The sequence below is a fragment of the Acinetobacter sp. YH12205 genome, assembly GCF_013418125.1.
GTDB lineage: Bacteria > Pseudomonadota > Gammaproteobacteria > Pseudomonadales > Moraxellaceae > Acinetobacter > Acinetobacter towneri.
The window spans coordinates 340,331-354,359 of record NZ_VPCQ01000004.1; the positions used below are offsets into that span (position 1 = coordinate 340,331).

17 protein-coding genes and 1 pseudogene are annotated in these 14,029 nt (G+C 42.2%); 3 read left to right on the top strand and 15 right to left on the bottom strand.

Features of this window, described 5'->3' with window-relative positions:
* Positions 1 to 69: 69 nt before the first annotated feature.
* The 5 genes from FTU92_RS07750 to FTU92_RS07770 all read right to left on the bottom strand — a co-directional run bounded on the left by FTU92_RS07750 (position 70) and on the right by FTU92_RS07770 (position 3,356).
* The gene (locus tag FTU92_RS07750; protein WP_004971806.1) at positions 70 to 471 is read right to left on the bottom strand and encodes a DUF3106 domain-containing protein; all 402 of its coding nucleotides are present in this window, start codon (positions 469 to 471) and stop codon (positions 70 to 72) included.
* Positions 461 to 781 (bottom strand): hypothetical protein, encoded by a 321-nt coding sequence (locus FTU92_RS07755; protein WP_004971804.1) that lies wholly within the window; start codon positions 779 to 781, stop codon positions 461 to 463. Before FTU92_RS07755 ends, FTU92_RS07750 begins: the two co-directional genes overlap by 11 nt.
* Positions 778 to 1,392 (bottom strand): RNA polymerase sigma factor, encoded by a 615-nt coding sequence (locus FTU92_RS07760; protein ID WP_179989349.1) that lies wholly within the window; start codon positions 1,390 to 1,392, stop codon positions 778 to 780. Before FTU92_RS07760 ends, FTU92_RS07755 begins: the two co-directional genes overlap by 4 nt.
* Before the next feature lie 156 nt (positions 1,393 to 1,548).
* Entirely contained in the window at positions 1,549 to 2,325 is a 777-nt protein-coding gene (locus FTU92_RS07765; RefSeq protein ID WP_180096027.1) for an RNA methyltransferase, read from the bottom strand.
* Between the two features lie 50 nt (positions 2,326 to 2,375).
* Complete coding sequence (locus FTU92_RS07770) at positions 2,376 to 3,356, bottom strand: class 1 fructose-bisphosphatase (RefSeq protein ID WP_180096029.1); 981 nt, start codon at positions 3,354 to 3,356, stop codon at positions 2,376 to 2,378.
* Positions 3,357 to 3,533: 177 nt separating this feature from the next.
* On the opposite strand from FTU92_RS07770, the gene FTU92_RS07775 reads away from it, so the two are divergent.
* Positions 3,534 to 3,719, top strand: a complete 186-nt coding sequence (locus FTU92_RS07775; RefSeq protein WP_004971800.1) for an NF038105 family protein — start codon at positions 3,534 to 3,536, stop codon at positions 3,717 to 3,719.
* 156 nt (positions 3,720 to 3,875) lie between these two features.
* On the opposite strand, the gene pal is transcribed toward FTU92_RS07775, so the two are convergent.
* The 6 genes from pal to ybgC form a co-directional block, all read right to left on the bottom strand.
* Positions 3,876 to 4,445 (bottom strand): peptidoglycan-associated lipoprotein Pal, encoded by a 570-nt coding sequence (gene pal, locus FTU92_RS07780; protein ID WP_004971799.1) that lies wholly within the window; start codon positions 4,443 to 4,445, stop codon positions 3,876 to 3,878.
* A gap of 70 nt (positions 4,446 to 4,515) precedes the next feature.
* Positions 4,516 to 5,799 (bottom strand): Tol-Pal system beta propeller repeat protein TolB, encoded by a 1,284-nt coding sequence (gene tolB, locus FTU92_RS07785; protein ID WP_026438303.1) that lies wholly within the window; start codon positions 5,797 to 5,799, stop codon positions 4,516 to 4,518.
* 193 nt (positions 5,800 to 5,992) lie between these two features.
* Positions 5,993 to 7,180, bottom strand: a complete 1,188-nt coding sequence (gene tolA / locus FTU92_RS07790; protein ID WP_180096031.1) for a cell envelope integrity protein TolA — start codon at positions 7,178 to 7,180, stop codon at positions 5,993 to 5,995.
* A 3-nt stretch (positions 7,181 to 7,183) separates the two neighbouring features.
* Entirely contained in the window at positions 7,184 to 7,633 is a 450-nt protein-coding gene (gene tolR / locus FTU92_RS07795; protein ID WP_180038067.1) for a protein TolR, read from the bottom strand.
* Complete coding sequence (tolQ, locus tag FTU92_RS07800) at positions 7,633 to 8,331, bottom strand: protein TolQ (RefSeq protein ID WP_104851739.1); 699 nt, start codon at positions 8,329 to 8,331, stop codon at positions 7,633 to 7,635. Before tolQ ends, tolR begins: the two co-directional genes overlap by 1 nt.
* Positions 8,332 to 8,358: 27 nt before the next feature.
* Positions 8,359 to 8,766 carry a tol-pal system-associated acyl-CoA thioesterase gene (gene ybgC / locus FTU92_RS07805; RefSeq protein WP_004971791.1) on the bottom strand — a complete coding sequence of 136 codons (408 nt, stop codon included), beginning with the start codon at positions 8,764 to 8,766 and terminating at the stop codon, positions 8,359 to 8,361.
* 228 nt (positions 8,767 to 8,994) lie between these two features.
* Here ybgC and FTU92_RS07810 point away from each other — a divergent pair, with 228 nt between their 5' ends.
* A complete protein-coding gene (locus tag FTU92_RS07810; RefSeq protein ID WP_004971789.1) occupies positions 8,995 to 9,573 on the top strand; it encodes a hypothetical protein in 579 nt (192 codons plus the stop codon).
* Positions 9,574 to 9,655: 82 nt separating this feature from the next.
* Here FTU92_RS07810 and ruvB read toward each other — a convergent pair whose 3' ends face one another.
* From ruvB to FTU92_RS07825, 3 genes are all read right to left on the bottom strand, one after another.
* Positions 9,656 to 10,663: a Holliday junction branch migration DNA helicase RuvB gene (gene ruvB, locus FTU92_RS07815; RefSeq protein WP_004971787.1), complete on the bottom strand. Its 1,008-nt coding sequence runs from the start codon at positions 10,661 to 10,663 to the stop codon at positions 9,656 to 9,658.
* A 242-nt stretch (positions 10,664 to 10,905) separates the two neighbouring features.
* Positions 10,906 to 11,508, bottom strand: a complete 603-nt coding sequence (gene ruvA / locus FTU92_RS07820) for a Holliday junction branch migration protein RuvA (RefSeq protein ID WP_004971784.1) — start codon at positions 11,506 to 11,508, stop codon at positions 10,906 to 10,908.
* Between the two features lie 129 nt (positions 11,509 to 11,637).
* On the bottom strand, positions 11,638 to 12,978 hold the full coding sequence (locus tag FTU92_RS07825) for a deoxyguanosinetriphosphate triphosphohydrolase (RefSeq protein ID WP_180096033.1): 1,341 nt from the start codon (positions 12,976 to 12,978) through the stop codon (positions 11,638 to 11,640).
* Between the two features lie 263 nt (positions 12,979 to 13,241).
* Between FTU92_RS07825 and FTU92_RS07830 the strand changes: the two genes are divergently transcribed.
* Positions 13,242 to 13,559: an NGG1p interacting factor NIF3 gene (locus FTU92_RS07830; RefSeq protein WP_180096035.1), complete on the top strand. Its 318-nt coding sequence runs from the start codon at positions 13,242 to 13,244 to the stop codon at positions 13,557 to 13,559.
* 353 nt (positions 13,560 to 13,912) lie between these two features.
* On the opposite strand, the pseudogene FTU92_RS07835 reads toward FTU92_RS07830, so the two are convergent.
* Positions 13,913 to 14,029, bottom strand: a pseudogene (locus FTU92_RS07835) (transposase); the annotation flags it as partial.

Genomic DNA, 14,029 nt, shown 5'->3' on the forward strand with positions numbered 1-14,029 from the left:
TGTTTTACACGATGAGGCTTTTGTTATTGGTGACTTCAAGTACTTTCTATTATCCATGAACAGATAAAATTAGTGACTCATTGCAGGCTGCTGATATTTAAGAATGTATTCCTGACGAATTAAAGGTCGTTGTTCAGGTGTTGCTTGTTGCAAGCGTTGTCCTAATTCACGACGTTCTTGCGTGCTCATTTTTTGCCAAGTTTCACGCATTTTTTGTTTTTCGCTATCAGGCAGTTGAGTAAACCAATCCATCCGCTGCTGTAAAGCTACGCTTTTTTCTGCAGGAATTTCTTTTAAGTTTTGATAGCGCTTAATTAAGGCCAATTGTTCTTCTTCAGAAAGAGTTTCCCAGGTTTCTGAAATTTGCGTATCTGCATCTTTGGAAAAAATCCAAAAACGCTCAAACCCTGCAAAACTGGTTTGTAAAAAACTGAGCGCACAACACGCAATCACAATTCGTTTAGCTGCCATGTGGAACTTTGTCCTCACCCAACACCATTAACATTTCTAAATCTTCCACCATTTGTGGAGAAAGTTTAGGAACAGATACAGCTTGATTCTGCGGCTGTGTGGTCATTTCCATTGAATTTGGCAAGACCACAAAACCTGCAATTGCCGCAGCCAATGCAAAACCTGACATTTTCCAAAGCCCATAGCGCGATGTTTTCTTGTCTTGAATATTGTCCAAGACATGATTCATGACCGCGGCTTTGTCTTGATGGTGGCGAGCCAATCCATCAAGTTTAGATGTCACTTGTTTTAAGAAATCATCTTGTTTCATTCTGATGATCCTCCCAGATACGGATTCATATGTGCCAAACTCTTGCGTAAAGCTTGAATAGCACGGTGATAATGCGTTTTTACACTGCCTTCAGTGCAGTTCATAATTTGTGCGGTGGTTTGCGTATCAAAACCTTCCCAAGCACGTAACATAAAAGCTTGTTGTTGCCGCACAGGAAGCCCCGCAATTGCTGCCTGAATTTCTTCTACAGTCACAGCTTGATCTAAAAACTCTGCAGGATTGAGTGCTTGCTCATCGACAATATCAAGTTGTTCAACATCGTCATCATCTAAACTGATTTTTTTGAACCATGAAAACGGTTGAGCGCGGCGAGCTTCTTTACGACGCCAATCTTGTAATTTGTTATTTAAAATGGTGTAAAACAGGGGATACCATTCCTCTGTGGCTTTGTCAGCATAAGATTTATGCAAGGAAATAAAGGCTTCTTGCACCAAATCCATAGCAATGCCGTGCTGTCCTTGCGTTGCACTTTCCATCATCACTAAGGCACGCCCCGTTACGTCTTGCATGAAATTCTTCAGACGTTGCTCAGCCGTACTCTTAAGAGCACTCAAATTTTCCGAGTGTGACGACTTCGGGTTTAAATCCATAGAGATGGAAAATCCTGTCATTGGATACCCACCATTATTTTTAACATCATATTTTTATAACGCTAAAAACAATGGTTTGGTTGACATTGCAAGTTATTATTTTCAGTCTAATCTATTTTTTTTGCAGGGCTAGTCTTTTTAAAATAAATTAACCATTTACAGACGTTGGCGTACCATTTCAAAGAAACAGATTGAGCCTGCAATTGCCACATTCAAAGATTCCTGTCCACCTGGTTGTGGAATACTTACCGCTTCTGCATGCTGTAAGGCATAATCGGACACACCTTGACCTTCATTGCCTAGAATCCAGACGCAAGCCTTACGCAGATTTTTGGAATAGAGACTTTCTGCATGGTGTGAACTGGTCACATATACAGGAATCTGAAATTGTGCTAAGACATCTTCGAGTTCAATATTTTCAAAGGTATGCAAGCTAAAGTGTGCGCCCATGCCTGCACGTAACACCCGTGGCGACCAAAGTGAGGCAGAACCTTTGGTACAAATAATTTGTTCAATACCTGCTGCTGCTGCAGAGCGCAATAAGGTGCCGACATTACCCGGATCTTGCACACTTTCTAAAATCAGTGTGTCTGCTTTAAAGTCTAAAGCTTGGCTTGAACTTGGCACGTCGACAATGGCTAAACAGGCAAGGGAAGTGCCTAAAGTGCTTAAATCTTTATATAAAGATTCGCCAATGACAAAGACCACGCCTGTGTATTTAGCCAAAATACGCTCATAGTCAGGATGGCTTAGTGCATGTTCGGTGGTAAAAATCGAATTGATTTTTTTATTTTCATGTAACCACGCCAGACACAAATGTGTACCTTCAAGTACCGTTTGTCCCTGTTTTTTGCGATAGTTATTTTGTTCAATTAAACCACGTAAGTGTTTAATTTTCGGGTTATCTTTTGATTCTAAAAAAATCGTAGGCATGCGATAAAATCCACAGCAGTCAGCGAATGGCCGACTGCTGTTGTTAAAAATTATTGATGGTAGCTGCTGACCAAATCGACTTCATTTTTTGAGCCAATGATGACAGGCACACGTTGATGTAGGTCTGTGGGCTGGATGTCTAAAATACGCACACGACCTGTGGTTGCCGCACCGCCTGCTTGTTCCATGAGCATACTCATTGGATTGGCTTCATACATTAAACGTAAACGACCTGCTTTTTTCGGGTCTTTTAAGTCGTATGGATACATGAAAACCCCGCTACGGCAAAGGATACGGTGAATATCGCCTACCATACATGCAACCCAACGCATGTTAAAGTCTTTTTCGCGTGGCCCAGTTTTACCAGCCAAAAGCTCATCAATATAGCGTTTTACAGGTGCTTCCCAATGGCGTTGGTTTGAAGCATTGATCGCGTATTCTTTTGTATCGGCAGCAACTTGAATGTTGTCGGCAGTCACCAAGAACTCTTGGCTTTCTGGGTCAAAGGTAAAGAATACCACGCCTGCACCAACAGTGAGCGCCATCATGGTAGATGGGCCATACAGGACATAACCTGCAGCAACTTGTTGTGTACCTGCTTGCATAAAGTCTGCAGCTTGGGTCACGGCATGTTTTGCAGGTAAAATTGAGAAAATAGTACCCACACACATATTGATGTCGATGTTGCTTGAACCATCCAGTGGGTCAAATAACACTAAATATTGACCATTTTCCTGAGCAGGAGTGAATTCGTCTAATTCTTCCGACGCCAAACCACCCACATTAGGATGTTTTTGTAACGCATCAATTAAATAATCATTTGAAATAACATCTAATTTCTTTTGTTCTTCGCCTTGTACGTTTTCATTTTGCGCACTGCCTAATACGCCCGCCAACGCACCTTTTTGTAATGTTTGGTCAATTGTTTTGCAAGTATTGGCTATAGTTTCAATTACTTGAGCAAGTTCGGGTGTTAAATTTCCAGTTTGTTTTTGTTGTTGTAGAAATTGGGAAAGGGTGCGGTATGACATGACTGGAAAACTCCGAATGACTGCAAAAATGAGGATAACAATATGCTGCAATAGTTTAGATGAGAACGCGTTAAAAGAAAAATTAAACTCGACTATTTGCTGTGATTTTACCCTTGCAAGTCCTGCAGAAAGTGCTATGTTGATGTGAAGGATTTAATTTGAGATAGGAGCACAGATATGACAACGTTAAAGTTTGATGCGACTCCAACGCCAAGCGAAGGGATTAGTTTAGACGATATTTCTGAGGACAAGATGAAAGCCGCTTGGAAAGATTACGAGTCTAAACCTGAATATAAAAAGTTTAACAAGCATGATTTGATTGAATCTATGCAAACTGCAAAAGCTGATGCCGAGTCGGAATAACTGAAGCAAAGCTGTATTTCTGCACTTATCTGTTAGTTTTTAAAATATTCGTTTGCCCAGTTTTTTATGTCATAAAAAAGCGCCCTTGTAATAAAGAGCGCTTTTTTCGTATTGGGGAAACACGTTCTAAACGAGTTTTTCCCAAACAGCAAATTATTATTTCAATAATGGTGGAACAGCTTCGTAGTTAATTTCTACGCGACGGTTTTCTTTCCATGCATTTTCATCATGTCCAGGGTTGACTGGCATTTCTTTACCATAGCTCACTGCTTCAAGCTGACCTGCGTTAACGCCGCTGGTGATTAAGAAGCTCTCAACCGCTTTGGCACGACGCTCGCCTAAAGCCATGTTGTATTCGCGTGTACCGCGTTCATCGGTATGACCTGTAAGCGCTACTTTAGAGTTGGCATTCGCCATTAGAAACTGTGCATGTGCTTGTAGGGTCTGGTAATCATCATTAGATAATTCGCTGCTGTCGTAGTCAAAATGCACCACGCGCTTTGCCAAGAAAGCTTTGTTGGCTTCGGTTACACCTTTGGCAGATGCACCTGCAAGGTTTTGTGCATTTAAAGCTGCATCTTCACTCAAACCTTGGGTGTTGACTGTAGTTGCACCACTTGGTGTTTGACCTGCTTGTGAGTCAGTCGTTGGTTTGCGGTTTGCACAACCTGTCATCACTAAAGCCGATGCCAAAACAGGGAGTACCAATAATTTAACTGCGTTCATCCTCATCTCCATGAAGCTTGATTTTTGGTTTTAAAACAGAACTGAAAAGTGTTTACCTTGCGGGTACTCATTATTTTGGTGCCCACGCAGGTTCACGCACTTCACCTTGTTCACTAGGTAAGTTCATGCGGAAGCGACCGTCTAAAGACATAATTGACAATAAGCCACGTGCGCCTTCGCGCGTTGCATACACCACCATTTGCCCATTTGGTGAGAAGCTTGGCGACTCATCCAAACTGGTTGGGGTTAAAATATTGGTGATATTGGTGTTGATGTCTTGAATTGCGACTTTGTAATTACTGCCACTTGGGCGATGCACCAATGCCAGTTTACGACCATCGGCACTGAGCGTACCACGTGCGTTAAATGCACCGCGGAAGGTTAGGCGTTTGCTGCTGCCTGTGGCAAAGTCATAACGATAAATTTGTGCGGAACCACCACGATCTGAAGTGTAAATAAATGATTTACCATCTGGTGCATAACGTGCTTCGGTATCAATCGCACTGTCATTGGTCATGCGTCGCAGTTCACGGGTGCTTAAATTCATTTGATAAATTTCTGGATTGCCATGCATGGATGCGGTAAACAACATACTTTGACCATCTGGTGAGAAGCTTGGAGCACCATTTAAACCACGGAAACTGGCTAATTTTTCACGCTGACCTGTCGCCAAATCTTGCACATAAATAGCAGGGCGTTTGGTTTCAAACGACACATAGGCAATTTTTTTGGCATCTGGTGTCCATGCAGGCGATAAAATAGGATCACGCGAAGTCAAAATGGTTTTAGGCTGTTCACCATCAGTATCGGCAATTTGCAGGGTATAGCGTTGTTCAGGTGTTGCAGGGTTGCGCAGTACATAAGCAATGCGTCCGCTAAAGTCACCTTTAATGCCCGTGAGTGCTTCATAAATGGCATCACTGATCATGTGTGCAGCAGAACGTACGCGTGACGCAGGCACGCTTAATAATTCATTCAATAAGTATTGCTGTTTTTGCACATCATAAAGTTGGTAATGAACTTCATAACCGCCTTCTGCAGTGGCTTTGACATTTCCCGTCACCACATAAGGTACACCTGCGGCTTGCCATGCAGCTGCATTTGGATTGTTCATGCTTGCAGTTGCAGCAAGGTTTTTAGATGAACTGGTGAATTTGCCTGAACGGTTTAAATCGTTTTCTACAATAGGATAAATACTTTGATCATTGCCAAACGGCACAATCGCAATTTTAGGTGCTTCTTCTGGTGCTTTGGCAATTTCTAAATGCAGTTGTGCAAAAGATTGTGTGCTTAAAACTGGGCTAAGCGCAGTTAAAATAGCAAGACAAAGTAGGTGTTTACGCGTTGTTTCCATCATTCGCTATTTTCTCAAATCAACATAACTTTTTTGGATGTAATTGTGGTACATAATGGCATGCTTTGGTAGGAATGAAAGCATGAATTTATAATAAAACTGTTATAACACTGTGAAAATTTAAATTTATTTATACTCGTAAATATTTTGAGAAGGAGTTAGCCAAATAGATGTTATTCGGCTAACTGGTAACTTATTGCGCTGTAAAGGTAGAGGTGAAGCTACGTGCTTCGCGTCGTGCATCTGGGTCTGATGGCATCGGATAAGGTGCGGCAGCACGAACAGCAGCTTCTACACTGGCTTTCATGTCAGGGTCGCTAGAATTAACCACGACAGACTGAACTGCGCCACTGTCACTTAAAGTCACGCGGGCAGTTGCACGTTGACCCGAAGAACCAGCTGGGGTATCCCACGCTCGTCTGATTTTATTTTCGAAATCGCGTTTAGCAGTGGATGCAATGCGTCGTACTTCAGCCTTTTTCTGAGCAGCTTCTTCTGCAGCTTGTTTGGCAGCTGAGGCTTTGGCTTCAGTATCGGCACGTGCCTTCGCTTCGGCATCAGCTTTGGCTTTTGCATCTGCGTCAGCCTTACGTTTTGCTTCGGCATCAGCTTTGGCTTTTGCATCTGCAGCAGCTTTACGTTTTGCGTCGGCATCAGCTTTGGCTTTTGCATCTGCTGCAGCTTTACGTTTTGCATCGGCATCTGCTTTGGCTTTTGCATCTGCGTCAGCTTTACGTTTTGCCTCAGCATCTGCCTTGGCTTTTGCATCTGCTTCAGCTTTGCGTTTTGCTGCTGCATTGGCTTCGAGTTGACGTCTTTCTGCCGCTTCTGCTTTTTTCAGGGCTTCGGCTTCTTTACGACGTACAGCATCTGCTTCAGCACGTGCTTTGGCATCGGCTTGAGCTTTTGCTTTGGCGTCAGCTTCTCGTTGAGCACGTTCTTCGGCGCGTGCTTGTTGAGCTTTTAAGCGTTCAGCTTCTAGTTTTTGTCGCTCTGCAATTTGTTTGGCTTCAGCAGCTTGTCGTTCTGCACGTGCTTGAGCCTCTGCTGCTTGTGCAGTTTTTTGTGTATCAACTTGAGGAGCGGGTGGCGTAGGAGCCGCTGCAGGTGTTGGAATGACAGGGGCAGGTTCAAGAGCAGGCTCAGCAGTTTGAGTAATTTGCTCTGCTACATTTTCATGTGTGGTTTCAGCAGATTCAGTTTCTAATAAGGGTTTTAAATCTTCTGGTTTAATCAGTACGGTTTTAATGGGCTTAGGTGGCTCAGGTGCTTTACTCATGCCCAAATAAAGCAAGCCAACCACTGCGATAAGGTGGACACCTACGGTGAATCCAATCGCAATGGCTTTTTGTTGAAAAGGTGGCTTTTTAAAATCTTTCATAAATTACTTTAAAGGCTCAGTCAGCAATCCAACTTGGGTTAAACCCGCATCTTGCAAGTTAGACATTAACGCAATTACATCACCATAAGGGCGTGTATTATCACCACGAATAATAACCTGAAACTCTTTGTTTTCAGCTTTGGCTTGAATTTGAGCATCGGTCAAAATTTGTTTCAACTGGGCTAATTCCAAAGGCTCGGCTTTGTGTTCTTTATATTCTAAAAAATATTGCCCATCTTTATTTAAAGTCACTAAAGCAGGGGCATCTTTCGATTCAATTGGGTTGCCATTGGCTTGTGGTAAATCGACTTGAATCCCACTGGTAATCATTGGCGCAGTAACCATAAAAATCACCAATAACACCAACATGACATCAATATAGGGCACTACATTCATGTCACTTTTGAGTGGTTTCTTAATGCGCTCGAAGCGTCCTGAGCGTTGAATGGCCATTAGTCGTGATCCTTAGTATTGCCTAAAGATTGACGTTGTAATAAAGCCACCATTTCTTCGGCAAATAAAGCACGATCAGAATAAATCGCTTCGCCTTTGGCGGTGTAATGGTTAAAGGCAAGTACCGCAGGAATGGCGGCAAATAAACCAATGGCTGTGGCAATGAGGGCTTCGGCAATCCCTGGTGCGACTGTTGCCAATGTGACTTGATCGACATCTGCCAGTCCAATAAAGGCATTCATAATGCCCCAGACGGTACCAAATAAACCAACGTATGGAGCAACCGAACCAATGCTGGCTAATGCACCTAAGCCTTGTTCAAGTTGAGCTTGGTCGCGGCTTAAACCGACACGTAAAATACGTTCTGTGCCTTCAATGGTTTGTGTTGCAGGCGCTTGGCGCTTTTTGAGTTTTAAAAACTCACCTAAGCCTTGATAGAAAATATCTTCCAAACCGACACGTTTTGAATTGAGCTGTGCGTTGTTGTAAAGCGTATTTAATTCTGCACCAGACCAGAAGATTTTTTGGAAATGCTGATCATCTGCCTGTGCTTTTTTATAGCTCATGTGTAACTTGGCAATCAGATACCAACTGTATAATGATGCTAAAAGCAGCGAGAGCATTACCAGCTGAACAACAGGACTTGCTTGTAAAATAAGATCTGATACTTGAAGAGATGATTCGAGTTGTGTTGCCATAGTTACTACATGTGCCAATTCATTTTTTTAATCTTGTCCTAATTCTTTCAGAATAAGGCTACGAATTTCATCTGGCAGACGACGTGGTTTCATATCTGAACCAAGACAGGCCAATTCAACCTCGCCAGATGCAAGCATGATTTCACCACGATAAATATTTTGTTGCAATACAAATGATGACGCTTTACACGAAACTACACTTGCTGTAACAGTAATTAGGTCATCCATTAAGATTGGACGTGAATATTTCACGTTAATTTTATGCACGACAAAGTTGTAATCTTGTTGATGCCAATAATGATCAACACCCGATGCACGAAGCCATTCGGTACGGGTACGTTCCATAAAGCGAATATGGTTGGCGTGGTAAACAATGCCGCCTGCATCAGTATCTTCCATATAGATACGAATTTTAAATTCAAATTTATTCGCCATGATGATGTTCCGCTTCAATGTTGCAAAGTTGTTTGATAAGCAATACTTATAGCTTACGCCGTGTCTGTGAAATTGACGTGAATCGGGGCTATAAGTCAAGCTGTGTATAGCGTGGCAGTTTATCATTCTCAACGCTTCGTCCAATGGCACAAGATTTCAAACATGCTTTTAAGTTAAAATTAGCTGCCTGCCTGATACATGCAGATGATCCACCCCAATGAGCAGCACATGAGCCGTTTAGTTAAATTTTTTGTGGTAATTGCCATATTGTATTTGTTGTGGATGACGCTGTTCCAGCCAGATGGAGGAATTGCGGATAGCACAACCTATCAGTCATCGCAGCAAGTGCATCAATTTAAAGACTATACCATTCAAGCTTTGGAAACCTATGAAGGTGAGTTTCGGGTATTGTCACGTGAAAATTATAATTTTGGACGTGAAGCCGAACTTAGCCCTGTCGATTTTGCTTTGGGATGGGGCGAAATGGCCAAGCCTGAAGTGTATAAACAGTTGTCTATTCGTCAAAGCAACCGTTGGTATCATTGGCGTTATGAACAAGCACCACCGATTCCTGTGCAAGAGATTGCAAGTTTGAGCGCTAATACGCATTTAATTCCTGCCACACCCGCGATTGCGACACAGTTAAAACAGATTGATGAAGATGATTTGATTTATTTGAAAGGTAAATTGGTTGAAGTTACTGCCGCAGATGGGTGGCAGTGGCGCAGTTCTTTAAGCCGTCATGATACAGGGGCGGGCGCGTGTGAATTAATGCTTGTTGAAGATGTGCGTATTATTGAAAATTAGGGTCTATCTACAGACCCAATTGACCTAAATATTTAATAACTTAAAGGGAGATAGCTCCCTTCAAGCTATTTTTTCCTTTGAGCTATTTTTCTTTTGGCTCTGGCGGTGTCATCCCAAATTGTAAATACGCCATATTGGTCGCAATACGCCCGCGAGCGGTTCGCATTACATAACCTTGTTGAATTAGGTATGGTTCAATTACATCTTCCAAAGTGCCAGAGTCTTCAGCCATAGCAGCGGCCAAAGCTTCCACACCTGCAGGCCCACCATCAAAACGCTCTAATAACATTGATAAATAACGACGGTCTAAGGTATCTAAACCATCTTTATCGACATTCAGCATATCTAGCGCACGTTGTGCCATCTCTTGCGTGACTTCACCTGTGCCTTTGACCTGCGCATAGTCACGAACGCGACGCAATAATCGGTTGGCAATACGTGGTGTACCACGTGAACGACGAGCGACTTCATTGGCTCCTGCATCGGTCATTGGCACATCCATTAAACTCGCCGAGCGTTTGACAATATGGGTCAAATCTTCAACCGAATAAAATTCCAAACGCTGCACAATACCAAAACGGTCACGTAACGGTGAGGTGAGTAAGCCTGCACGTGTGGTAGCGGCGACAAGGGTAAATGGTGGCAAGTCCAGTTTAATGGAGCGTGCTGCAGGCCCTTCACCAATCATGATGTCCAGTTGATAATCTTCCATCGCTGGATACAAGATTTCTTCAATCACAGGTGAAAGACGATGAATTTCATCAATAAATAACACATCGCCTTCTTCAAGATTGGTCAGCATGGCGGCTAAATCACCTGCGCGTTCCAAGACAGGCCCTGAAGTGGATTTAAGATTGCCGCCCATTTCACGGGCAATAATATTGGCGAGTGTGGTTTTACCTAAACCTGGTGGTCCAAAAATCAGGGTGTGGTCCAGTGCTTCTGCGCGTCCACGGGCTGCACCAATGAAAATTTCCATTTGTTCACGCACTACAGGTTGCCCAATATAGTCATCGAGTGAGGTGGGGCGAATGGCGCGATCAATTTGATCTTCGGGTTTTTCAGAACCACTGATTAGACGGTCTTGCATATCGTGTTAACTAATCTCTTGAGCTGGGCATTTTGATGCTGCATGCACAGCCTCAAAGTATGAGTTGCGTTTAAATGCCTTTGCGAAGGCATGATTTTACTTTTGAAAGATCAAAAGTAACAAAAATCTTATGTTGAGTTGAGGGTATATCCCTATACCCCAACTCAACGGGCGACATCCATGTCGCCAGTCATGTATCCAATATTGGAAAGATGAACTTACGCTAGGTTTGTTGGCATCTTTTATTTATTCATCGACTTTAATGCTGCACGGATAATATCACTGGCTTCAGTAAAATCGCCCTTGACTGCATTAATCAGTTTTTGTGCTTCGGCAGGTTTATAACCTAAAGATTGTAAAGCGGCTTCGGCTTCGGCAACAGCAGAATTGCCTGTAAACTGGATTTGAGTCATTGTGGAATTGCTGCTGCTCACTTCGTTGGACATGGCTTTAAAGCGATCACGTAATTCAATCATTAAACGTTCAGCAGTTTTTTTGCCCACACCTGGCACTTTAATCAGGGTATTAATATCTTCATGTTCTACGGTGTGAATCAGTAGCTCGACGCTTAAGGTTGATAAAATACCTAGCGCCATTTTTGGGCCGACACCATTGACTTTAAGTAAGGTTCGGAAAATGGTTTTTTCTTGGGCTTCTAAAAAACCATATAACAATTGAGCATCTTCACGCACGGCTAAATGCGTCCATAGGGTAATTTTCTGCCCTTTTTGTAATTGGCAAAATGTGGTGAGCGGCGTGTCAATTTCATAGCCCACACCATTCACATTCAGTAACACGGTTGGTGCTTCTAAAGCCAATACTTCGCCAATAAGACATCCGATCATATTTGTGATTCACTGATTAATTTAAAATAAGTTGCTGTTCGCATAGTAGAGTGCATTTTCACAAAAGGCAAAATCTGCGCTTAAATCCTACTTCTATTTATATACAAGTATTGATATGCAAATTATTCATTACAGCAAGCCGACCTTATTGCCTTGTAATTCTTGCGACAAGTTATAGGCTTGGTGATCTGAAAACTTGGAGATAATATCCAAGACTTGCATAATATTGTCATAGTGATTATGTGCAAAATCTGCCCCTGAGCGTTGCAAGATGGACATTAAACGCTGCTCTTTAAAACTTAGGGTTTTATGTGGTGTGGTGAGTGGAATAAACGCATCCAAAATGTTTTGTAAACTTTGATGCGCAATAATTTCCAGTCCTGCTTTTTGCGGATGCTCGAAAATTTTCTCACGGGCTAAGTCTTTGGCGCGATTAATACCAATTTCAATATCCGCTGAGCAATACTGTAAAAGACTGCCTTTGAGCTGTCCCATCAGAATTTCCAAATGGTGTTTGGCAAACGCTGTGGTGACTTCATCGACCAAACGCTTCATGACCCGACCACGCAAAGCGGCAATTTTTTGTTGCCATATGGTACGTGCCATCGCCAGTTCTGCTGGAATACCGTAGTCACCAATCAAGTTTAAAAAGATCGGTTCAACTTCTTCATAGCTGAGCATGTTTAAAATAATGCCATCTTCCAAATCAATTAAGGCATAGCAAATATCATCCGCTGCCTCCAATAAATATGTCAGTGGATGACGACAATAGTGATAATCGCCCAATTGAATCAGTCCAAGTTGTTCTGCAATTTGTTTGAGAATTTCTTTTTCAGCTTGGTAACAACCAAATTTATCACGTTGATTGGCAGGGCGGTTGCCTTGTTCGGCAATGGTTTTGGAGAGCCACGGATATTTTAAATAAGCGCCTAAAGTGGCATAGGTTAAACGCATGCCGCCATCATTTGGATGATAGTCAATTTTGGTGAGTAGACGTAAACCTTGCGCATTGCCTTCAAACTGACGGACATCGGCTTCTTCTTCATCACTAAGTTTGGCGAGGAAATTGCCGTGTGAAGCATCATCAAACCATTCACGAATGGCGTATTCGCCTGCATGTCCGAAAGGTGGATTGCCAATATCATGTGCCAAGCATGCGGCTTGAATAATCGCACCGACATCGGCAGGGGAAATCCACATAGGCAAGTGGTCTTTAATTTTTTCTGCAGCCAACATCCCTAATGAACGTCCAATACAAGACACTTCTAAAGAATGGGTTAGGCGAGTGTGAATACCATCGTGTTGAGTCAATGGATGGACTTGGGTTTTACGGTTTAACTGTCTAAAACTTTGCGAAAAAATAATACGGTCATAATCTTTATGAAAAGGGCTGCGCGCCTGTTCTGTACTTTGTTTTTTACTACCAATTCGAACTGTGGAAAGCAGTTCTAACCAACGCATTTGAGTCATTTATCATTATTCACTATGTGCTTGTTTTGCATCATGCCAAAAAAATGACAAAAGCTCTAGGGGCGTGCGACATGGCTTGTCTTTTTAAATCTAAATTCATACAAAATGGGGGATAAGTTTGTGGCGAAGCGTACTTTAAATTTTTTTTTGGGGCTATATAAATCGAGGATTGGATGATGCGTATAGGTTGCCAAAATAGCAACAATGCTCAAATTTTTATGCTAATTTCTAATTAATTGTGAAATGGATAGCGAAGCTTAAATATGCTCAAACTGATTTATTATGTGCCTGAATCTCATCTTGAAGAAACCAAACTGGCTATTTTTGCAGCGGGTGCAGGTGGAATTGGCAATTATGAACATTGTGCATGGCAGGTTTTAGGCACAGGGCAATTTAAACCTGTAAAAGGAGCAAATCCTTTTATTGGTGAGTTAGATGCTTTGGAACACGTTGCCGAGTGGCGCGTGGAAATTATTGTACCTGAGCAAAATGCTCAGGCAGTCGCAAAAGCGCTCAAGGCAAGTCATCCTTACGAAGAGCCTGCCTTTGAGTTTATGCAACTTTTAGATATTAATTTTTAAAGACTTAAATACCAATTTTTAAAGAAAAATAGAATTGTACTATCACTCATATATGGATTGGGGCAAATATAAGTTGCGTAGATAGATTTTACTTTTCACGGGCGAAAAGTAACAAAAGCCCTCTGTTAGACTGATGGTACGTCCTGTACCACAGTCTAACGGGCGACATCCTTGTCGCCTTGTCACGAGTCGAAATGTGGCTAGGTTTTAAAAGTACAGTTGAAATATTAGGGTCTGTTGACACTTCATCTATGTTTGCGACGTGAGAGATATATCTCGCAAGGTTTTTTAGCTGATATAAGACATGGGGCAGGAAATTTAGTTATTCTAAATGACTGACTCATAAGCTGTCATTAAAAAGTAAACATGTATTCTTTTCCGAATTGGTTTGATACTCTCTCCACCCATTGCTCTATTTTATCAGCTGTCATGACTTGAAAATCTCGCCAATAATATTTCATCTGCTTCCA